20 protein-coding genes are annotated in these 21,314 nt (G+C 45.0%); 5 read left to right on the top strand and 15 right to left on the bottom strand.

The window, feature by feature from the left end:
* Window positions 1-160: 160 nt before the first annotated feature.
* The gene (asd, locus tag AC3CIA_RS11070; protein ID WP_488518123.1) at window positions 161-1,279 is read left to right on the top strand and encodes an aspartate-semialdehyde dehydrogenase; all 1,119 of its coding nucleotides are present in this window, start codon (window positions 161-163) and stop codon (window positions 1,277-1,279) included.
* 152 nt (window positions 1,280-1,431) lie between these two features.
* Here the strand turns inward: asd and AC3CIA_RS11065 are convergent, their stop codons facing one another.
* Both AC3CIA_RS11065 and AC3CIA_RS11060 read right to left on the bottom strand, forming a co-directional pair.
* Window positions 1,432-2,274, bottom strand: a complete 843-nt coding sequence (locus tag AC3CIA_RS11065; protein WP_026012221.1) for an ion transporter — start codon at window positions 2,272-2,274, stop codon at window positions 1,432-1,434.
* A gap of 150 nt (window positions 2,275-2,424) precedes the next feature.
* The gene (locus tag AC3CIA_RS11060) at window positions 2,425-3,063 is read right to left on the bottom strand and encodes a YchE family NAAT transporter (protein WP_004734056.1); all 639 of its coding nucleotides are present in this window, start codon (window positions 3,061-3,063) and stop codon (window positions 2,425-2,427) included.
* Window positions 3,064-3,701: 638 nt separating this feature from the next.
* On the opposite strand from AC3CIA_RS11060, the gene adhE reads away from it, so the two are divergent.
* Window positions 3,702-6,407: a bifunctional acetaldehyde-CoA/alcohol dehydrogenase gene (gene adhE / locus AC3CIA_RS11055; protein ID WP_054547228.1), complete on the top strand. Its 2,706-nt coding sequence runs from the start codon at window positions 3,702-3,704 to the stop codon at window positions 6,405-6,407.
* A 190-nt stretch (window positions 6,408-6,597) separates the two neighbouring features.
* Here the strand turns inward: adhE and AC3CIA_RS11050 are convergent, their stop codons facing one another.
* The 3 genes from AC3CIA_RS11050 to sodB all read right to left on the bottom strand — a co-directional run bounded on the left by AC3CIA_RS11050 (window position 6,598) and on the right by sodB (window position 8,943).
* Window positions 6,598-7,281 (bottom strand): SDR family oxidoreductase, encoded by a 684-nt coding sequence (locus tag AC3CIA_RS11050; RefSeq protein WP_065103206.1) that lies wholly within the window; start codon window positions 7,279-7,281, stop codon window positions 6,598-6,600.
* A gap of 278 nt (window positions 7,282-7,559) precedes the next feature.
* Window positions 7,560-8,063, bottom strand: a complete 504-nt coding sequence (locus AC3CIA_RS11045) for a VC2046/SO_2500 family protein (RefSeq protein ID WP_301335836.1) — start codon at window positions 8,061-8,063, stop codon at window positions 7,560-7,562.
* Window positions 8,064-8,358: 295 nt separating this feature from the next.
* A complete protein-coding gene (gene sodB / locus AC3CIA_RS11040; protein ID WP_004734050.1) occupies window positions 8,359-8,943 on the bottom strand; it encodes a superoxide dismutase [Fe] in 585 nt (194 codons plus the stop codon).
* Between the two features lie 269 nt (window positions 8,944-9,212).
* Between sodB and AC3CIA_RS11035 the strand changes: the two genes are divergently transcribed.
* Window positions 9,213-9,551 carry a Grx4 family monothiol glutaredoxin gene (locus AC3CIA_RS11035; protein ID WP_017076187.1) on the top strand — a complete coding sequence of 113 codons (339 nt, stop codon included), beginning with the start codon at window positions 9,213-9,215 and terminating at the stop codon, window positions 9,549-9,551.
* 97 nt (window positions 9,552-9,648) lie between these two features.
* Window positions 9,649-10,278, top strand: a complete 630-nt coding sequence (locus tag AC3CIA_RS11030; protein ID WP_488518122.1) for a DsbA family protein — start codon at window positions 9,649-9,651, stop codon at window positions 10,276-10,278.
* 222 nt (window positions 10,279-10,500) lie between these two features.
* Here AC3CIA_RS11030 and AC3CIA_RS11025 read toward each other — a convergent pair whose 3' ends face one another.
* Together AC3CIA_RS11025 and rnt are read right to left on the bottom strand one after the other, a co-directional pair.
* A complete protein-coding gene (locus tag AC3CIA_RS11025; protein ID WP_054547232.1) occupies window positions 10,501-11,826 on the bottom strand; it encodes a Na+/H+ antiporter family protein in 1,326 nt (441 codons plus the stop codon).
* A gap of 66 nt (window positions 11,827-11,892) precedes the next feature.
* Window positions 11,893-12,537, bottom strand: a complete 645-nt coding sequence (rnt, locus tag AC3CIA_RS11020) for a ribonuclease T (protein ID WP_017061178.1) — start codon at window positions 12,535-12,537, stop codon at window positions 11,893-11,895.
* Between the two features lie 188 nt (window positions 12,538-12,725).
* Here rnt and motY point away from each other — a divergent pair, with 188 nt between their 5' ends.
* Window positions 12,726-13,607 carry a flagellar protein MotY gene (gene motY, locus AC3CIA_RS11015; protein ID WP_004734048.1) on the top strand — a complete coding sequence of 294 codons (882 nt, stop codon included), beginning with the start codon at window positions 12,726-12,728 and terminating at the stop codon, window positions 13,605-13,607.
* A gap of 95 nt (window positions 13,608-13,702) precedes the next feature.
* Here the strand turns inward: motY and AC3CIA_RS11010 are convergent, their stop codons facing one another.
* The 8 genes from AC3CIA_RS11010 to rsxB form a co-directional block, all read right to left on the bottom strand.
* On the bottom strand, window positions 13,703-14,137 hold the full coding sequence (locus tag AC3CIA_RS11010; RefSeq protein WP_004734047.1) for a DUF2753 domain-containing protein: 435 nt from the start codon (window positions 14,135-14,137) through the stop codon (window positions 13,703-13,705).
* 208 nt (window positions 14,138-14,345) lie between these two features.
* Window positions 14,346-14,762, bottom strand: coding sequence for a lactoylglutathione lyase (gene gloA, locus AC3CIA_RS11005; RefSeq protein WP_054547234.1), 417 nt, complete (start codon window positions 14,760-14,762; stop codon window positions 14,346-14,348).
* A gap of 150 nt (window positions 14,763-14,912) precedes the next feature.
* The gene (gene nth, locus AC3CIA_RS11000; protein WP_488518121.1) at window positions 14,913-15,548 is read right to left on the bottom strand and encodes an endonuclease III; all 636 of its coding nucleotides are present in this window, start codon (window positions 15,546-15,548) and stop codon (window positions 14,913-14,915) included.
* Between the two features lie 206 nt (window positions 15,549-15,754).
* Window positions 15,755-16,447: an electron transport complex subunit E gene (locus AC3CIA_RS10995; protein WP_017088559.1), complete on the bottom strand. Its 693-nt coding sequence runs from the start codon at window positions 16,445-16,447 to the stop codon at window positions 15,755-15,757.
* The gene (rsxG, locus tag AC3CIA_RS10990) at window positions 16,447-17,076 is read right to left on the bottom strand and encodes an electron transport complex subunit RsxG (protein ID WP_016793915.1); all 630 of its coding nucleotides are present in this window, start codon (window positions 17,074-17,076) and stop codon (window positions 16,447-16,449) included. Before rsxG ends, AC3CIA_RS10995 begins: the two co-directional genes overlap by 1 nt.
* A gap of 13 nt (window positions 17,077-17,089) precedes the next feature.
* The gene (gene rsxD / locus AC3CIA_RS10985) at window positions 17,090-18,136 is read right to left on the bottom strand and encodes an electron transport complex subunit RsxD (protein WP_004734042.1); all 1,047 of its coding nucleotides are present in this window, start codon (window positions 18,134-18,136) and stop codon (window positions 17,090-17,092) included.
* On the bottom strand, window positions 18,136-20,712 hold the full coding sequence (gene rsxC / locus AC3CIA_RS10980) for an electron transport complex subunit RsxC (RefSeq protein ID WP_488518120.1): 2,577 nt from the start codon (window positions 20,710-20,712) through the stop codon (window positions 18,136-18,138). Before rsxC ends, rsxD begins: the two co-directional genes overlap by 1 nt.
* 7 nt (window positions 20,713-20,719) lie before the next feature.
* The gene (rsxB, locus tag AC3CIA_RS10975; protein ID WP_004734040.1) at window positions 20,720-21,313 is read right to left on the bottom strand and encodes an electron transport complex subunit RsxB; all 594 of its coding nucleotides are present in this window, start codon (window positions 21,311-21,313) and stop codon (window positions 20,720-20,722) included.
* Between the last annotated feature and the right edge of the window lies 1 nt (window position 21,314).

Here is a 21,314-nt window from a genome sequence, read left to right as displayed (position 1 = left end):
AGACATTGAATGTCGATACAGAGATAACTGCACGATTCATTACGTTCACTTAAAAGAAACGAAAAAGTTACACTTTTTGACAAAAAGCGCTTGAGTTCTGTTTCTGAAAAACTTATAGATGGGGGAGAGCAATTTTTAATTTATACATGGAGAGTGAGCGATGAGAGTAGGTCTAGTTGGTTGGCGCGGTATGGTTGGTTCTGTACTAATGCAACGTATGGTTGAAGAGAAAGACTTCGACTTGATTGAGCCTGTTTATTACAGCACATCTCAGATTGGTATTCCTGCCCCTGTTCTAGGTGGTAAAGATGCGGGTCTACTTCAAGACGCTTTTGATATTGATAGCCTAAAACAGCTTGATGCTGTGATTACCTGTCAAGGCGGCGATTACACATCAAAAGTATACCCAGCACTGCGTCAAGCAGGTTGGAAAGGCTACTGGATTGATGCGGCTTCTACCTTACGTATGGACGCTGATTCAATCATCACTCTTGATCCTGTTAACTTGGCTCAAATTCAGCAAGGCATTCACGGCGGTACTAACACTTTCGTTGGTGGTAACTGTACTGTGAGCTTAATGCTTATGGCTTTGGGTGGCCTTTACGAGAAAGGCATGGTCGAGTGGATGAGTGCCATGACTTACCAAGCGGCTTCTGGTGCCGGTGCTAAGAACATGCGTGAACTGATCTCACAAATGGGTGTGATCAACGATAGCGTAAGTTCAGAGCTAGCAAACCCTTCAAGTTCCATACTTGATATTGATAAAAAAGTCGCTGATACCATTCGTTCATCTTCATTCCCAACAGACCAATTTGGTGCTCCGCTTGCGGGCTCACTAATCCCTTGGATCGATGTGAAGCGTGAAAATGGTCAAAGCAAAGAAGAATGGAAAGCAGGCGTTGAAGCGAACAAGATTCTTGGCCTAGATGGTCAGCCAATCCCGATTGATGGTACTTGTGTACGAATCGGTGCAATGCGTTGTCATGCTCAAGCACTAACAATCAAGCTTAAGCAAGACGTGCCAATGGACGAGATCGAAGAGATCATCGCGACGCACAATGATTGGGTTAAAGTGGTTCCTAATGACCGTGACATCACGGCACAGGAGCTAACACCAGCGAAAGTAACAGGTACTATGTCTGTACCAGTAGGTCGTCTGCGTAAGATGTCTATGGGTAACGAGTTCCTGAACGCGTTCACTGTCGGTGACCAATTACTTTGGGGTGCTGCAGAACCACTACGTCGTACTTTGCGCATTATCCTTGCTGAGAAAGCGTAATAGGCAAGATTGCTTAAATTCTATTAGCTGATAAACCGAAAGGGTTGACGATAAACGTCAACCCTTTTTAGTTTATTGATATCTCGTTATTCGGCCCTCGAAACTGTCCTTAAATCTCTTCGCATCTCGCTATTCGAATCTCGTGTCTGCTTTTATTTCTCGTCGGTGACGACACGCTTGTCTGGGTCTGCCAATTCACTCGCACAGTGTTTGCAATACATGGCATCCGAATCATGGCCAGCGCGGTTGCAGTTCGGGCACTTAACCAACTCTTTGTGTGAGTTCATTTCATTACTGAGTTCTGCGGTAATGATACCCGTTGGGACGGCTAGGATAGAGTAACCCAATAGCATGGTAAGTGAAGCGATCGCTTTACCTAACGCGGTTTGGGGGATCATGTCACCGTAGCCAACCGTGGTGATGGTTACGATTGCCCAATAAATACTGTGGGGAATACTGGTGAAGCCATTTTCTGGTCCTTCAATAACAAAGATCAGAGCGCCGAAGATAACGACCAAGATACCCACTGTACTGAAGAAGATCAGTATCTTTCGTCGTGCCATCAACAGTGAGCGCAACAAGATATTGGAATCTTGCAGGTAGCGAACTAGTTTTAGAATTCGGAAGATACGCATGACACGCAGCAGTCTCACTACACCCATAAATGAAGCGCCTGGGAAGATGATTGCTAGGTAGGTTGGAAGAATCGCCAATAGGTCAACGACACCATAAAAGCTGGTGGCATAAGATTTTGGTTTCGGAGAGCAATAGAGCCTTAATAAATACTCAAGAGTGAAGAGGGCTGTAAAGGTGTATTCGATATAACGCAGCTGCTGTGACCATTCGGTCATCACATTAGGGATGGACTCTAAGATCAGAACCAACAGCGAAGCCAAGATTGCAACGATCAGAGAGATATCAAATGCACGTCCAGCTGGCGTGTGAGTACCAAAGATAATGACGTACAAATGATGCTTGAGTGGCTTGCGTGACATAAGGAAAGATTCATCTTCTGTTAAATGCATTAACAATCATTATACAAGCTTCATAATAACGAGGCGAGTGAAAGCCCAATTGCTTTACTCGCCTCATCTATCGTTCAGTAGTGGTTGCCCTTTTTAGAGCAACTGAAATACCGTTAAATGTTATGCCAAACCTGGGAACAGGTTACGTAGACCATTAGCGATGAACTCGATGCCCAATGCACCAAGAATCAAGCCCATGATACGAGTGATAACGTTGATACCGGTTTGACCTAAAAAGCGAACGATAACCGGCGCTGAACGGAACAGAAGCCAAGAGCACGTTGCAAACGCGATGATACTAATGCCGATTCCTACGGTATCAATGGCTGCAGGATAGCGAGAACCATAAACAATGGTCGAGCTGATTGCACCCGGCCCCGCCATTAGCGGCATGGCCAGTGGAACAACTCCGATTTGCTCTTTGCTGATGTATTCAGATTTCTCTTGTTTGTTCTGTTTATCTTCACCGAGCTTACCGCTCATCATCGAAAATGCGATGCTCAGCAATAGCAAACCACCTGCAACACGAAATGAATCTAGCGAGATGCTAAACATATCAAGCAGCATTTGCCCCGCAACAAGCGACACAATCAGGATAACAGCAACAGCAATGTTTGCTTGTAAGGCTGTCCTGTTCCTCTCTTCTGGCGGCATATGAGCCGTAAGAGAAACAAAAACAGGCATGATGCCGATAGGGTTTACGGCAGCAACAAGCCCAAGGAAGAATTGCATAAAAATTGCGAGTTCTAAGCCTTGCATGAGAGCGGTCTCCAGTTAGCGTACTTAAAGTTGAAGTGTTGATCTGTGAATAGTCAGAGCGCGTAATGTAAGGGACAAACTCAATTTGCACGAATGAAAAAAACTAACCTGAAATAGGGGATTTTTTTTAGAAAAACTAATTGAATCTCACTTTTGTATTCGCCTTGTTGAAAGCTAGTTGTTAGTGTTTCATTTTGTAACTTGTTATTGAGTAACTGTTAACCATCGCACGAATTTAATAAAAATTATGTCAGAATCTAGCCGCTGCAACGGTATGGATATACTCTCAGTAGCACGAATATAGCTGTATACATGTAATTTAACGGACTAAAAATGAAACTTTTTTACAGTTTATGACGCTATGTAGAAAAAAGTTGTCTGTTTGCTTGTTTTTTGCGCTAACGGAAAGTGTGATTTTAATCTATGTAAATCATGCTCTTAAGTTAATTTTTGCGATTGCCTTACTACTTTCTGGTTAATTCTTTTTGGGTAACTGATCTGGGTCAATTTTTTTCACACAGTGAAATAATATACTCAGTCCTGAAAGCAATTTACTAAGAACGCTGATGTTTAAGGTTAAAGGCAAGCAGCGAATTTAATAAAAAGTTTTTAATATTTATTATTTTAGGAGATCCACCATGCCTGTAACTAACTTAGCGGAACTTGATGCTCTAGTAGCTCGCGTTAAAGCAGCACAAGAAGAGTTTGCAACATTCTCTCAAGAGAAAGTAGACGCAATCTTCCGTGCAGCTTCTCTTGCTGCTAACCACGCTCGTATCCCACTTGCACAACAAGCAGTTGCTGAATCTGGAATGGGTATTGTTGAAGATAAGGTTATCAAAAACCACTTTGCATCTGAATTTATCTACAACAAATACAAAGACGAAAAAACATGTGGCATCTTAGAAGAAGATGACAGCCTAGGCACAATGACTATCGCTGAGCCTGTAGGTATCATCTGTGGTATCGTTCCAACAACGAACCCAACTTCTACAGCAATCTTCAAATCTCTAATCTCACTTAAGACACGTAACGGCATCATCTTCTCGCCACACCCACGTGCAAAGAACTCTACTAACGACGCTGCTAAACTTGTTTTAGATGCGGCTGTTAAAGCGGGCGCACCAAAAGACATCATCGGTTGGATCGACCAACCGTCTGTAGAGCTTTCTAACGCGCTTATGAAGCACGACGGTATCGCGCTTATCCTAGCTACTGGTGGTCCAGGCATGGTTAAAGCAGCATACTCTTCTGGTAAGCCTGCTATCGGTGTTGGCGCTGGTAACGTTCCTGTTGTTATCGATGAAACAGCTGACATCAAACGTGCTGTAGCATCTATTCTTATGTCTAAAACATTCGATAACGGCGTAGTATGTGCTTCTGAGCAAGCTGCAATCGTAGTTAGCGAAGTATATGACGAAGTTAAAGAGCGTTTTGCTTCTCACAAAGCTCACGTTCTATCTAAAACTGACGCAGATAAAGTACGTAAAGTTCTTCTTATCGACGGTAACCTAAACGCTAAGATCGTAGGTCAACCTGCTCCAGCAATCGCTGAAATGGCGGGTGTTAAAGTTCCTGCTGATACTAAAGTTCTTGTAGGTGAAGGTCTTGGTAAAGTTTCTTACGATGACGAATTCGCTCACGAGAAACTGTCTCCAACTCTAGGTCTATTCCGCGCAGACGATTTCGAAGACGCTGTTGCTCAAGCGGTAACGATGGTTGAAATCGGTGGTATCGGTCACACGTCTGGTCTTTACACTAACCAAGACGTAAACGCAGATCGTATTCGTTACTTCGGTGACAAGATGAAGACGGCTCGTATCCTAATCAACATCCCTACTACTCACGGTGGTATCGGTGACCTGTACAACTTCAACGTTGCACCTTCTCTAACTCTTGGTTGTGGTTCATGGGGTGGTAACTCTATCTCTGAGAACGTAGGTCCTAAGCACCTTATCAACAAGAAAACTGTAGCGAAGCGAGCTGAAAATATGTTGTGGCACAAACTACCTAAGTCTATCTACTTCCGTCGTGGCAGCCTTCCAATCGCAATGAGCGACCTAGAAGGTAAGAAACGCGCATTCCTAGTAACTGACCGTTTCTTGTTCAACAACGGTTACGCAGACGACGTAGTACAAATCCTGAAAGCACAGGGTATTGAAGTTCAAGTATTCTTCGATGTAGAAGCGGATCCAACATTGTCTGTTGTTGAGAAAGGCGCTGAAGCAATGAAGAGCTTCCAACCTGACGTAATCCTTGCTCTAGGTGGCGGTTCTCCAATGGATGCTGCTAAGATCATGTGGGTTATGTACGAGCACCCAGAAACTCATTTCGAAGAACTTGCAATGCGCTTTATGGATATCCGTAAACGTATCTACAAGTTCCCTAAAATGGGTAAAAAAGCTGAGCTTGTATGTATCACTACAACTTCAGGTACGGGTTCAGAAGTTACGCCTTTCGCCGTTGTTACTGACGACAAGACTGGTGCTAAATACCCACTAGCGGATTACGAAATCACGCCAAACATGGCTGTTGTTGATGCTAACCTAGTAATGAACATGCCTAAGTCTCTAACAGCGTTCGGTGGTTACGATGCCGTAACTCACGCTCTTGAAGCTTACGTATCAGTTCTTGCGAACGAATACTCTGATGGTCAAGCTCTACAAGCTCTTAAGATGCTTAAAGAATACCTACCATCAAGCTACAAAAACGGTTCAGCAGACCCAATCGCTCGTGAGAAAGTACACAACGCTGCAACGATTGCTGGTATTGCCTTTGCGAACGCATTCCTAGGTGTGTGTCACTCAATGGCTCACAAAATTGGTGCTGAGTTCCACCTACCACACGGTCTTGCTAACGCACTACTTATCTCAAACGTTGTACGTTACAACGCGAACGATAACCCAACGAAGCAAACTGCATTCTCTCAGTACGACCGCCCTCAAGCACGTCGTCGTTACGCTGAAGTTGCTGACCACCTAGGCCTAAGCCAAGCTGGTGACCGTACTGCTCAGAAGATTGAACGCCTACTAACTTGGTTAGAAGAGCTTAAGAACGACCTAGACATCCCACTATCAATCCAAGCTGCTGGTGTTAACGAGTCTGACTTTATCGCTAAACTAGACGAGCTAGCTGTTGAAGCGTTCGATGACCAGTGTACAGGTGCTAACCCACGTTACCCACTAATCACTGAGCTAAAAGAAGTACTAACAACGTCTTACTTCGGTACTCCTTACGTTGAAGGTGAAACTTTCGAAGGCACTACAGTGATTCTTAAGAAAGCTGACCAAAAGCCAGCTGACGCGAAAGCGGCAAAAGCTAAAAAAGAAAAAGCTAACGCATAATAAGTAAGCATTAGTTTTGAGATAAGTTTTCGCTAGCACGAACCTTATCTATCGGGAAAAGATCAAAGCCCTAGTCGAGAGACTGGGGCTTTTTTTATGTTTACTGCCTGCTCTACGCGGCTTGAAAGGCTAGAGTAACGTCACTCGATTAGAAATGAATGGCTCAAATGTGCTTGGCATCGGGGAAGAACTAAACCTCAGCAGCGACCACTCGCCCACTAAAGTAATCATTAGAGACGATGTATTCCGTTGTTCTGGTCAGTTCATCTTGCAGCTGAGCCCAGTGGCATCGGTTGAGTTTGCCGTCGGAGTTATGAACCGCGGGGACAACGCCCCCGACTCGTATACCAAATGGAGTCAGTTCTTTGGCCCAGCTATGGGTAAAGCCGGTTATCATTGAGTTTGCGCTCTCTAGGCCGGATACATCATGAAAGTCATCATGAGATATCACATTCACAATCACGCCTTCTTTCTCCTCCTCTCGCAAGCGCTCAGCACTGATTTGACCAAAAGCGAATAGAGTAGAAGCCATAGAAGATAAGTCATTAATAAAACGACTCACCGGCTGATCACCAATAAGGCTAGGCATAGGTGAGCTTATCCAGTTATTAACTAACACATCTGGAGTGGTGTTGAACGTGTTTTGAATAAAATCGAATACGTTAAGGATCGCTTGGTTATCATTGTTTTTAAGCGTGTAGCTGTAAACAGAATCAGAAAAGCGAGCGCATTGTACATAGGTAGCCTGAAGTGCTTCAGGATCGTTGTCGCACAGGATGACGGTTGCTCCAAGGTTTACAAAGTGGTTCGCAATCGTCCCTCCCAGTCGCGAGCCGGCAGATGTTACCAATATGATTGAGCTTTTTATTTCCATCCCAGTACCTAAACAAATCGTCCGTGTCCGATAAGGATGGGTCAAATTTCATACAATGGGTGTGAATTGGTTCAAACTAAGGTACGCCAATTAATAAGTTTCTATGAACTTAGTGGCACGTCACATTTTGTAGTAACTTCAAGCGTTAACCGACATTTGGTGTTTTTAGGTTGCCTAAGACTAGTGGTTCATATCACTCGTATGAATGGTTTGAAGTGTGCGAGTTAATCGAAGAATCGCTGTGAATGGAAAGCGAAAAAGAGGAAAGGTAGGTACCGCTATACTTGAGCTTGAATTTGATACTGACGTTGCGCGGTTGTTAGCTCATTATAGAGCGTGGCATGTGGCAAATCAGGTAAATGCTTGTTTGCGAGTTTGCGACGGTCATGACCAGAAAGGTTTTGGTAAACCTCTTCGGGTAAGTCGGCCGTATCTTCAGGCATGAAAGCAAGGGCTTCCGGTTTCAAGTAATGGCTGAGTTTTGTGCTGGCAAGGCTAGCTTGATGAAAATGATTAGATTGCTGAGCTGAAATCTCATACGAAGATTGGTTCGAACGCAGCTGTTGCGGTTCTGCAACGCCGAAGTGTTTACGCAGGCGATCTTCAGTTGTCTCTGTGACTTCAATGGTGTCAATCGGCGTGCAATCACGAACGTCATTAGAAAACATAGACAACAGCAACGCGAAATCTGCACGGCGACCTTGCTCAACCGCTTGGCTGATCCCGATGCCGAACTTCAGTTCGTTGATGATTCCTGCTTTGTCTAAAGTATGTATTTGCATGCTGCCTCTCATTGGATACACCTTTAACGGCATGGAGTCGGCAAACTTTAGTGTTTAATTACAGGCAAATAGAGAATTTATGCAGGGCGGGGAAGAGTGCTAGGAATTGGTCGAGAAGTAAGCTCTCTTGGCTAACTGGCTAACTGGCTAACTGGCTAACTGGCTAACTGGCTAACTGGTTAATTGGTTAAGAAAGGTCAAGATTTTGTGGAATACGACAGATACAAAAAAGCTCACGCCGAGGCATGAGCTTTCAATAGATAACTCGCTATAAATAGCGCAGCGTAAGTAATAATTACTTAGCTAGGTTCTCTTCTACGAAAGACCAGTTTACTAGGTTCCAGAATGCAGCCATGTAGTCAGGGCGAACATTGCGGAAATCGATGTAGTAAGCGTGTTCCCATAGGTCAACAGTTAGAAGTGGAGTAACACCTTCTTCTGTTAGAGGAGTAGCAGCGTTAGAAGTGTTAACGATGTCTAGAGAACCGTCAGCTTTCTTAACTAACCAAGTCCAAGAAGAACCGAAGTTGTTGATTGCTGAATCAGTGAATTTCGCTTTGAATTCTTCGAAAGAACCGAACGCAGCGTTGATAGCTTCTGCAACAGCGCCAGTTGGTTCGCCGCCTGCTTTAGGAGCAAGACAGTGCCAGTAGAACGTGTGGTTCCAGATTTGAGCAGCGTTATTGAAAACACCACCAGTAGAAGTCTTAACGATCTCTTCTAGTGTTTTGCCTTCAAACTCAGTACCTGGGATAAGACCGTTTAGCTTAACAACGTAAGTGTTGTGGTGCTTACCGTGGTGGAAATCTAGCGTTTCTGCTGAGATGTGTGGTTCTAGCGCGTCTTTCGCGTAAGGAAGAGCCGGTAGTTCAAATGCCATTGCTCAATTCTCCATTGATATGAAAGAGTTAACTCTTTCGATTGCTTCCAGTGATATTATTATTCATGGTTCGCTTTACAGCCAACCATGGTCAATTTGCTGACTTGCGATATAGTTTAGCAAGTTTTTACTTTATTAAAAGCTTAATTCATCACTTTTGTGTGAATTGTTAGCTTAGCTCGTAAACCGCTTTTTTTATATGGTTTTTATTCTTTTGGTTTGGGGTAGAATAAAGGCAATAAAAGCCGTAATCCATTAACGAGGAAGCAATGGAAACTATCGATAAAATCAAACAGCAAATTGAAGAAAACACCATTCTACTTTACATGAAAGGTTCTCCTAAGCTGCCAAGCTGTGGTTTTTCTTCTCAAGCATCTCAAGCTCTAATGGCATGTGGTGAAAAATTTGCTTACGTAGATATCCTACAAAACCCTGACATCCGTGCAGAGCTTCCAGCTTACGCACAATGGCCAACGTTCCCACAACTTTGGGTTGACGGTGAGCTGATCGGTGGTTGTGACATCATTCTTGAGATGTTCCAAAAAGGCGAACTTCAGCCAATCGTTAAAGAAGCGGCTGCTAAAGTAGCTGGCGACGACGCTGAGTAAGCTTTAAGCCTTTGCGCTTAAATATTGAATGGAAGGGGCCCTTAATGAGGCTCCTTTTTTGTTTGAATGGTTTGAAAGACTCGATAAGGAATGAACAATGGACGTAAAACTTCATTATGTGCATGACCCAATGTGCAGTTGGTGCTGGGGTTATAAGCCAACATTAGAACTCTTGAAACAGCAGCTACCTGCGAGTATTGAGTTTAACTACGTAGTCGGTGGTTTGGCCCCTGATTCTGAAGATCCAATGTCAGAAGAGATGAAAGGTAAGCTGCAAGCTATCTGGAAGCAGATTGAAGCTAAGTTGGGTACTGAGTTCAACCATGAATTTTGGACTGAATGCCAACCAGTTCGCAGCACTTACCCGGCTTGTCGTGCCGTGATCGCTGCTGGTTTTCAAGACCATTACGAAGCGATGCTTGAAGCAATTCAACACGCTTACTATCTTCGTGTGATGTTGCCACACAGCCAAGAAACGCATTTGCAGTTAGCTGAAGAGCTAGGGATGAATGTACAACAGTTTGAAAATGATCTTTCTAGTAAGTTATTGGAAAGTGAATTAGATGACCAGTTAGGCTTTAAAGAAGCGATGGGCGTACATTCTTACCCGACGTTAATGCTTGAAGTGAACGGTATCTTTAGTGAAGTTGAGTTAGATTACCAATCGACTGAAGCGACGCTTAAGTCGATTCGTGAAGTGCTTGTGAACAACGCTCCCGCGGCATAATTCTGCGAGAGTTGTCTGTATTAATGCAAATTATTTCCAAGGCTTACTCATCAGAGTAAGCCTTTTTTGTTTGGCGTCGCCGGTTCATTGAGAGGAAGGAAGAGTGGAATGAATCCCAGGAACAAAAAAGACCGCACGAGGCGGTCTTTATAATGTCTTTCTTTAGCTTATAGCTTACTACTTACGGTTTATTGCGTATCGATTCTTAGCTAAAGAACCTAATTACAGAACCATAGCCGCAACCCAACCGAATACGATCAGTGGGATGTTGTAGTGTAAGAATGTCGGTACAACGGTTTCCCAAACGTGCTCGTGTTGACCATCAGCATTTAGACCAGACGTTGGACCTAATGTTGAGTCAGAAGCCGGAGAGCCCGCATCACCTAGCGCTGCAGCTGTACCTACTAAAGCGATCGTTGCCATTGGTGAGAAACCAAATGCAGCCGCTAGTGGAACGTAGATAGTCGCAAGGATTGGAATCGTAGAGAACGAAGAGCCGATACCCATTGTTACCAACAGGCCAACGACTAGCATAAGCAGTGCCGCTAGAGGTTTGTTGTCACCAATGCTTGTTGAAAGTGCTTCAACCAGAGACTCAACGCCACCCGTTTGCTTCATAACCGCCGCAAAACCTGCCGCTGCAATCATGATGAAACCGATCATTGCCATCATGTGAACGCCCTTAGTGAAGACATCGTGTGTCTCTTTCCAAGCGATTACGCCACCGAAGGTGAATACCATGAAACCAGCCAAAGCACCGATGATCATAGAGCCCGTCGATAGCTGAACCGTTAGCGCAGCAACAATACCAGCAGCAGCCACTAGAATGTGCTTCTTGTTGATCTCTTTCACTTCGGTTGAAACAACAGTATGAGACGTTTCTTTATATTGACGAGGCTTACGGTAAGTAAAGAATACAGCCGTAAGAAGGCCAAAGATCATGCCTGCAGCCGGTAACAACATCGCCATTGGTACTTGGCTTGCTACTACGTTTTCAAGACCGTTGTCGTGAAGGTTTTTTAGCAGGATGTTGTTTAGGAAGATGCCACCAAAACCAATCGGTAACACCATGTAAGGTGTAATCAGACCAAAAGTAAGTACACACGCAACTAGACGACGGTCTAGGTTCATTTTTGCGAATACGCCTAATAGAGGTGGGATTAAGATTGGGATAAAGGCGATATGTACAGGGATTACGTTTTGCGAAGACATGGTCACTAGGATCAAAGACGCTAGGATGCCATATTTTAGACCATTAGATGCTGCACTGTTCTCTTTACCGTGAATACGCTTAATGACGCTTTGAGCAAGCAGGTCTGTGATACCAGAACGTGAGATAGCAACAGCGAATGTACCAAGCATAGCGTAGCTAAGTGCGATAGTTGCACCGCCACCTAATCCACTTTCGAAAGCCGCGACTGCGTCGTTCAAGCCCATACCAGAGGCTACGCCACCGATAATTGCGCTGAACGTGAGAGCAACGACTACGTTTACGCGCATCAAAGCTAAAACAAGCATGATGCAAACTGAAATTACAACAGGATTCATATTATTCTCGGGATGTTGTGTTTTTTATGAAGGCAATACGAGTGAACGTTTACCGACTCTATTTTTTTATTCTTCGTCAACAAGAGGCCAACCACCAAGGGCTTTCCATTTGTTTACAATGCCGCAAAATAACTCTGTGGTTTTTTGCGTATCATACAAAGCAGAGTGTGCTTCTTTGTTGTCAAATTCCATCCCTGCAGTGCGGCAAGCTTTAGCCAAAACGGTTTGACCGTAGGCAAGACCACTAAGAGCTGCAGTGTCAAAAGTAGCAAATGGATGGAAAGGGACGCGTTTAAGCTTACAGCGCTCACTTGCTGCATTAACGAAGTTCAAATCGAATGTAGCGTTGTGAGCAACCATGATTGCACGACTGCAATCTGAAGCTTTTTGTTCTTTTCTCACTAGCTTGTAGATTTCTTTAAGGGCTTCTTGTTCCGACACAGCACCACGTAATGGGCTAAATGGGTCTTTAATTCCGTTAAAGTCTAATGCTGCCTGCTCTATATTTGCGCCTTCAAAAGGCTCAATGTGAAAATGAAGCGTTGATGCAGGGTGCAGATCTCCGTTCTCATCCATTTTTAACGTAATGGCACAGATTTCTAATAATGCATCGGTTTCAGCGTTAAACCCTGCGGTTTCCACGTCGATGACCACTGGAAAATAGCCACGAAAGCGTTTTTTTAGGGTCAGAGCTTCGTTTTCTACAGTCATGTTAGCCCAAATAAGTGTGATTAAGGCTGCATTATTGCAGATAATAGCAGTGATAAAAACTAGGGAAGGGCAATAAATCATAAATTACCTAATCCATTGCGGCTTGATAATTGCATATTTAAACGTGAGAGAAAAATGCGGCAATTGGCTGCATTGTTAAACGAATTGCTTAAGAGATACTCCACTTTATGAAGAAACAACTCATAACAGGTTCAATGCTATTTTCGCTACTTATGTCGTCACCAGTAATGGCACAAGAAAAGCGTTACGGAGCATCTCCTCAACAGTCAACGTGGGAGATGGTGGCCAACACGCCACTCGAATGCCGCTTGGTTCACCCTATCCCAAATTTTGGTGATGCTGAGTTCTCATCTCGCGCGAGTAAAAAAATCATTTTGGACTTTGAGCTTAAAATGCGTCGCCCGATGGGGGCTACACGTAATGTTAGCTTAATCTCTATGCCGCCACCTTGGCGTCCGGGCGAAAGTGCTGATCGCATGACAACCATTAAGTTCTTCCAACAATTTGATGGCTACGTTGGCGGTCAAACAGCTTGGGGGATTTTGAGTGAGTTGGAGAAAGGGCGCTACCCGACATTCAGTTACCAAGAGTGGCAGAGCCGTGACCAGCGAATCGAAGTGTCGCTGTCGTCGGTGTTATTCCAAGAAAAATACAATGTGTTCAGTGACTGTGTTGCTAACCTGCTGCCTTACAGCTTTGAAGATATCTCTTTCACTATTTTGCACTATGACCGTAACAGTGATCAGCTGAACAAGTCGTCGCGCAAAAGGCTGAGCCAGATCGCCGATTACGTTCGCTATAACCAAGACATCGATCTTGTGCTGGTGGCAACGTACACCGATTCTGTCGACAGCAAAGGAATTAGCCAAAACCTTTCAGAGCGCAGAGCGGAATCGTTAAGAGAGTACTTCAAATCTTTAGGCTTGCCAGAAGATCGTATCCAAGTTCAGGGCTATGGTAAACGTCGCCCGATTGCAGACAACAATTCGCCAATTGGTAAAGACAAGAACCGACGCGTTGTTATCTCTTTAGGTCGTACGCAGGTTTAAGCAGAATAATTGCTTGTTTTGAAATCAGATAGCCCGTCGTAATGACGGGCTTTTTTGTCTTTAAAATTTGGAGCCATTGTCTAAACGTAACTCGTTTAGTTCAAGCGGAAACGAGCGATCATTTCACAGTTGGTCGCGGTATCGATCTTTTCTACCATAGAAGCAATTTTAGGGTTGGGATGGCGTTTCATAAAATCGATCAGTGCTTTCTTACAGCAACCAATAGAATCGATAAAGCTGGAACATTGAGTGTTAGGGCACTGCGGGATCAGTGTCAGCACTTTTTCTGAAGCCAATTGAAGATACTTGAGCTCGTATTCGGTATCACCAGCCCATCGCCAGAATTGCGCGAGATTGTGGCAAGAGATCACTGAGATCAGTAGGCGTTCGTCAGCCTGAATATCAGTGCGTTCAGTAATTTCTTCGCTTAAGTTTAATGCTTGCTGATAGTGAAGAATACTTCGTACAGGATCGTCGAGCTGCAATGCAGTATCGGCAAGTAACGTGTGTTTTTCCCATTCGCTAATCATTGTATTACCTCACTAATCAATAGGTGGTTAATTTAAATGATAATCATTATCATGTAAAGTTTCATTGGTGAGATTGTTAATAATAATTAGTGAAGGGTATTGTTCATGCGTGGAAACATAAAAAAGAAGCGAGCATAGGGCTCGCTTCTTTTGGTATTGGTTTAGGCTTTTATTTTCAAAGCCAAACTTTATAGCGGTTTGTTAGGAATTAACCTTCTAGACCAGCACTTGCTTGTTTGTTCTGAATAAGTTCAATCATGTAGCCATCAGGATCTTTAACGAATGCGATGTGTGTAGAGCCGCCTTTAACCGGACCAGCTTCACGCGTTACGTTACCGCCTGCTGCTTTAATTGCATCACACGTTGTGTAGATGTCATCAACACCGATAGCAACGTGACCGAAAGCTGAGCCAAGGTCGTATTCAGTCGTGCCCCAGTTGTGAGTCAGCTCAATCACAGCTCCTTGAGATTCATCACCAAAGCCAACGAAAGCCAGCGTGTATTCGTACTCTTTGTTTTCGTTCTTACGTAATAGCTGCATGCCCATTACATTGGTGTAGAACTCGATAGACTTGTCTAGATCACCCACGCGTAGCATGGTGTGTAAAATACGACCGTTTGACATGATTTGCTCCTAGCTTTAATTATGTATACGTTTTTGTAATTCTGTTTTATGCCGCTAGAAAAATGCGGCATTGTTTAGCTTCTTAGCTTCTTAGCTTCTTAGCTTCTTAGCTTCTTAGCTTCTTTCGCTTAGGGATAACAGCTTATGAGCCTAAACGTCTGTTTTCTCTTTGAACTCACACAAGTCTTCAATGATACAGCTGCCACAGCGTGGTTTACGCGCGACACAGGTGTAACGTCCATGAAGAATGAGCCAATGGTGGACATCTAATTTGAATTCTTTGGGAATGACTTTGAGCAGCTTAGCTTCAACATCGTCGACCGTTTTACCCATTGCTAACTTAGTGCGGTTTGATACACGATAGATGTGAGTATCAACGGCAATAGTCGGCCAACCGAAAGCGGTGTTCAATACTACGTTGGCAGTCTTACGGCCAACGCCAGGAAGGGCTTCTAATGCCGCACGATCTTCTGGTACTTCACCATTATGTAGGTCAAGCAGCATACGACACGTTTTGATAGTGTTTTCTGCTTTCGAATTAAACAGACCGATGGTCTTGATGTACTCTTTTAGGCCGTCGACACCTAGCTCGAAAATAGCCTGTGGCGTATTAGCAACTGGATAAAGCTTATCAGTGGCTTTGTTGACGCTGACATCGGTTGCCTGCGCAGATAAGAGCACTGCGATCAGCAACTCGAAAGGGCTGTTCCAGTTAAGCTCGGTTTCTGGCTTTGGATTGTTTTCTCTTAAACGCTCAAGTATTTCTACTCGTTTTACATTGTTCATAGCGACATTACTTTCAAATAGTTAGGGCTTGAGTTCCGGCGAAGTTCTTTCAAACTTACTCGTTTTAAAATAACAAGTTCCGCAATGGTTCAGGCTTTATCATCGGTTACGCGCTCTTATGAGCGTCATTATTATGTGTGCTTGGTCAATCTATTTACCTGCTGAGCGGTTGAGCTACTCAGCAGGATTTAAGCTACTGTAACTTATCAGGCATTGGTAACGCGAGCGCGTTCAATAGCTGGTTTTTCTTGTTTTGGCTGTCTAGATTTAGCTTGGTTGTCGATGATGTTTTTCAAAGCAATCAAGAAACCAACACCAATGAAGGCACCGGGTGGTAGCAGGGCTAACAAAAAGCTGTTATCAAATTGGAATATCTGGATTCGTAACACCGAAGCCCAATCACCAAGGAGTAGGTCTGCGCCATCAAATAGCGTTCCGTTGCCAATAACCTCGCGCATCGCACCCAATACAACCAGTACCGATGTCATGCCAAGGCCCATCCAGAAACCATCTTGAGCTGCAGGAAGTACTTCGTTTTTAGAAGCGAAGGCTTCAGCTCGGCCAATGATGATACAGTTGGTTACGATCAGTGGGATAAAGATACCCAAAGAGAGGTAAAGGCCATACGCGTATGCGTTCATCAGAAGTTGAACACAGGTTACCAGTGACGCAATGATCATCACGAATACTGGAATACGCACTTCTTTTGGCACATGGTTTCGAACCAAAGATACAGACACGTTCGAGCCAACTAGTACAAGCAAGGTAGCGATACCTAATCCAAGAGCGTTAGTCACAGTTGAAGATACAGCCAACAGAGGACATAAGCCAAGAAGTTGTACTAGGGCTGGGTTGTTAGCCCACATGCCATTTTTGATTAGTGTTTTATGGTCACTCATTATTCACCACCACAATTTAGAGGTTGAGCAAGCAATGCTTGGTTGTTTTGGTTAACGTACTGCACCGCCTGTTTGACGGACTTAACGACAGCTCTTGGTGTGATGGTCGCGCCAGTAAACTGGTCAAAGTCACCACCATCTTTGCGAACTTTCCAGCGATCAAGATTCGACTCGGTTACTTGTTTACCTGCAAAAGAGAGTATCCAATCACTCACTCGAAGGTCTATCTTATCGCCTAACCCCGGAGTTTCCCTGTGGGAAAGCACACGTGTACCCAAAATGGTACCGTCAATTTTCATCCCAACAATTACTTTTATTGCACCATTGTAGCCATCAGGTGCAATGGCTTCGATCGCAATCGCGCTAGGTTCACCGTTGAGTGTAGCAATATAAGCCGGCATTGCTTGTTCTGTTCCAAGCTCCTCAGCTTCAACCAAAGTACAAGCTGAAAACAGCTCGTTGTCATGAAGGTTGTGCGGGATCACTTGGTTAAGCACAGACAGTAACTGAGCCTGTTCTTGCTGTTTGATCTGATCTTTGGTCAGGTAGTGAGTAACGGCCACCAAACCTGTCGAAGCACAGGCAAAAATCGCAAGTACAAGACCGTTTTTCTTTATTGCATTTAGCATGGTATCCGCTCCCTTAGTGGCCGTATGTACGAGGTTTGGTGTAGTAGTCAATCAGTGGAACACACATGTTGGCTAACAATACAGCAAACGCTACGCCATCAGGGAAGCCACCCCAGCTGCGGATGATAAATACTAGACCACCGATCAGCGCACCAAATACCAAGCGACCTTTCACTGTCGTTGATGCTGAAACTGGGTCGGTTGCAATGAAGAATGCGCCAAGCATAGTCGCGCCAGACAATAGGTGAATGGTTGGAGACGCGGTTTCACCTGGAGTTAAGATTAAGAATACCAGGCTAAACAGCGCAAGGCTGCCGATGAAAGCCACAGGAATATGCCATTGAATCACGCGTTGCTTGATGAGCACTAATCCGCCGACTAGGTAGGCAAGGTTAACCCATTCCCAGCCCACGCCTGCTAACCAGCTGAATTGTGGTTGAGACAGAGCTTCAGAAGCGGTGTTGCCTGCTGTCAATGCGGTTTTGAAGGCATCAAGTGGTGTTGCCATGGTGGTACCATCAATACCAAGGCGTGCTTGTTGAAGAGATAAACCTTCATTATTGAAACCAGTAAAGATCATCAAGAAGGAGTCAACAAAACTCGTTGCCTCAGCGGTTAAGCTGGTCGGCGCATTCCAGCTGGTCATCTGAACTGGAAATGAGATCAGCAAAACAACGTAAGCTACCATCGCTGGATTAAATGGATTTTGTCCAAGGCCGCCATATAGGTGCTTAGCGATGACAATAGCGAAGAACATACCTATCACTAGAATCCACCAAGGAGAATGTGGCGGAATCGCGACACTTAACAGCCAAGCGGTCACAACCGCACTGTAATCACGCAATGCCATCACTGGCGGGCGCTTTCTTAGCAGCATTACAGCGGCTTCAAAGGTAACGGCAAGTGCAATAGCAAATACTAACTGGATGAGCGTACCCCATCCGAAGAAGTAGGTTTGAGCTAGTAGACCTGGCAATGCACAAATAGCGACCCATTTCATGAGATCTGGGGTGCTTCTACGATTGTGTGCGTGCGGTGAGCTGGCGATAAAGAAGGCCACTACTCTTTCTCCTCATTATTCTTTTTGTCTTGCTCTTGCTGCGCCTTTCTTGCTTTAGCACGAGCAATTGCGGCAGCAACAGCTGCTTTTTTAGGATCGACTGGTTCTGATCGAATCTCAGCTTCCACTTCAATTTCAACTACAGCTTCAGGAGCGGTTGCTTCTGCTTCGACCTGCTTAGCTTGCTGTGCTTTCTTCGCTTTAGCGCGAGCTATTGCAGCGGCAACGGCCGCTTTTTTAGGATCGACGGGCTCTGATTGAATTTCAGCTTCAACTTCAATCACTGGCTCAGGAGTTTCTGCTGTTTGGTCTTGCTTAGCTTGCTGTGCTCTCTTGGCTTTAGCGCGAGCAATGGCCGCAGCGACGGCATCTTTCTTAGCATCGCCAGAGCTTTTAGCTGGAGCTTCACTTTCGGTTTGAGCAGCTGATTCCGCTTGTTGAGCTTTCTTGGCTTTAGCACGAGCAATGGCCGCAGCGACTGCGTCTTTCTTGGCATCGCCAGAGCTTTTAGCTGGAGCTTCACTTTCGGTTTGAGCAGCTGATTCTGCTTGTTGTGCTTTCTTCGCTTTAGCACGAGCAATGGCCGCAGCGACTGCGTCTTTCTTAGCGCCGCCAGAACTTTTAACCGGCGCTTCACTTTCGGTTTGAGCAGCTGATTCTGCTTGTTGAGCTTTCTTGGCTTTAGCACGAGCGATAGCTGCAGCAACAGCATCTTTCTTAGCGTCGCCAGAACTTTCAGCTGAAGCTTCAGACGCTGACTCCGCTTGTTGAGCTTTCTTGGCTTTAGCGTGAGCAATAGCCGCAGCGACAGCATCTTTCTTAGTATCGCCAGAGTTCTCTGCTGGATTATCCGTTGCAGCTTGTTGTGCTTTACGTTCTCTAGCTTGTCTCTTACGCTCTTCTCGTAACTTAGACATTTCAGAGTTATCAGGTCCGGCGTCGTTTGCTTTTTGAGCTGCAGCTTGTTTCGCTTTTGCCTTCGCAATCGCAGCGGCTACCGCAGGTTTCACTGCTGGTTCTGCATTAGCTGTTTGGTCTGCCGCAGCTTTTTGCGCTTTAACGCGAGCAATCGCAGCTGCAATCGCATCATCACCATCCGCAGACTTCATATCTTTACGACGGTTGTCAGCAGCTTTCTTGAAGCGATTTTCACGCTCGGCTTTATCACGCTCCATACGAGCGTTTTTCTCTTCGAAACGAATCTTGGCGCGCTCTGCAGCTGTCGCTTCGTCTTTTCTTGTTTTGATTTCGGCTTTCGCTTGGCGATAGTACTGAACAAGAGGGATTTCACTTGGGCAGACAAACGCACAAGCACCACATTCAATACAGTCTTTAATATTCAGCTCTTCACACTTATCCAACTCGTTGGCTTTCGCATGCCATTGCAGTTGTTGAGGAAGTAGAGACGCAGGACAAGCTTCAGCACACGCGCTGCAACGAATACATTCCATCTCGTAAGTGCTTGGTGAGATCTCACGACGCGTTGGCGCTAAAATACAGTTCGACGTTTTGGTGATTGGCACATTGGCATGCGGCAAGGTAAAGCCCATCATCGGGCCGCCCAAAATTAAACGCGGCAGTTTTTTATCTGCTTTGTAGCCAAACTCTTCAAGTAACTCATGTACTGGTGTGCCTAATAGCGCCCAAACGTTACGAGGTTGCTTAAAGGTTTTACCGGTTAATGTCACAACGCGGTTAACCACAGGTTCGCCGTCAATTACCGCTCGCTTAATCGAGTAAAGAGAGCCGACGTTCTGAACCAAAACACCAATATCTGCAGGAATACCGCCAGCTGGAACCTCTTTGTTGGTGAGGATCTTGATAAGTTGCTTCTCACCACCAGAAGGGTATTTAGTTGGGATAACACGAATGACGATATCTTTGTCTTTCGCTGCAATCTCAAGTGCTTTTATCGCATCTGGTTTGTTGTCTTCAATGCCGATAACCGTCAGCTTTGGTTGAAGGATGTGTTCAACCACTTCGATGCCTTTCAATACTTCTTCGGCATGCTCTTGCAGCAACTTGTCATCTGAGGTGATGTAAGGTTCACACTCAGCAGCGTTGACGATTAAAATGTCGGTACGACCTAAGCCTGATTGAAGCTTTTTAGCGGTGGGGAAGCCTGCGCCACCCATGCCTGAGATACCAGCTTGGCGAATTACATCAAGCAGTTCATCGGATGTCTTTGTAGAAAAATCTTCAACCGGGTGTTTTGCAACCCAAGCGTCGAGGCCATCAGGTTTAATAACCACGCACACGTCGCTCAAGCCTGAAGGGTGAGCGGTGGTTCGTGGTTCGATAGCGGTAATCACACCCGATGTTGGTGCATGTACTGGCAAAGTAAAACCAGTCTCTAAGGCCGTCAGTTGTTGACCTTTGAGTACGGCATCACCGACAGCAACCAACAAGTTACCAGGCTTACCGATATGCTGTTTCACTGGAAGAACGATTTCTTCTGGGAGCCTTGCATGCACGATATCAGTAGTATTCGACTGTTTCTTGTTTTCAGCAGGGTGCACACCGCCCGGGAAGTTCCAAATTGAGCCCGTGCGAATTTGTTCAATTAAAGAGATCATACTAACCCTATGCCTTAGGCTCTGACGCGGTCGCATCAGTCGCTTGGTTAGTGATATCAGTAACAGGAATGATGTTCATCTGCCATTTCCAATTTTCAGTCGTTGTTGCCACTGGAATCATTTCGATACAGTCAGTAGGGCACGGTGCGACACATAGATCACAACCTGTACATTCATCTTTGATTACTGTGTGAAGTGCCTTGGTGCCACCAACAATGGCATCAACAGGGCAGGCTTGAATGCATTTGGTACAGCCAATACACATATCTTCATGAATGAAGGCAACGGTTTTTACTTTGTTATCTAAGTCATGAGCGGAGTCTTCAACTTCTACGCCCATTAAATCTGCAAGCTTCTCAATGGTTGCTTGGCCGCCTGGAGGACATTTGTTGATCTTATCTCCGTTAGCGATCGCCTCTGCGTATGGGCGGCAACCGGGGTAGCCACACTGGCCACATTGAGTTTGCGGTAAAATTGTGTCGATTTGATCAACGATCGGATCGGCTTCTACTTTAAAGCGGATAGAAGCAAAGCCTAAGATAGCGCCAAAAACGGCGGCTAAAACGGCGAGTGCAATGATTGCAATTAAGATGGTGCTCATG

It is taken from the genome of Vibrio sp. QJM3NY_27 (assembly GCF_057785955.1).
Note: the sequence above shows the minus strand (reverse complement) of the source record. Positions and strands in the feature narration are given on the sequence as shown.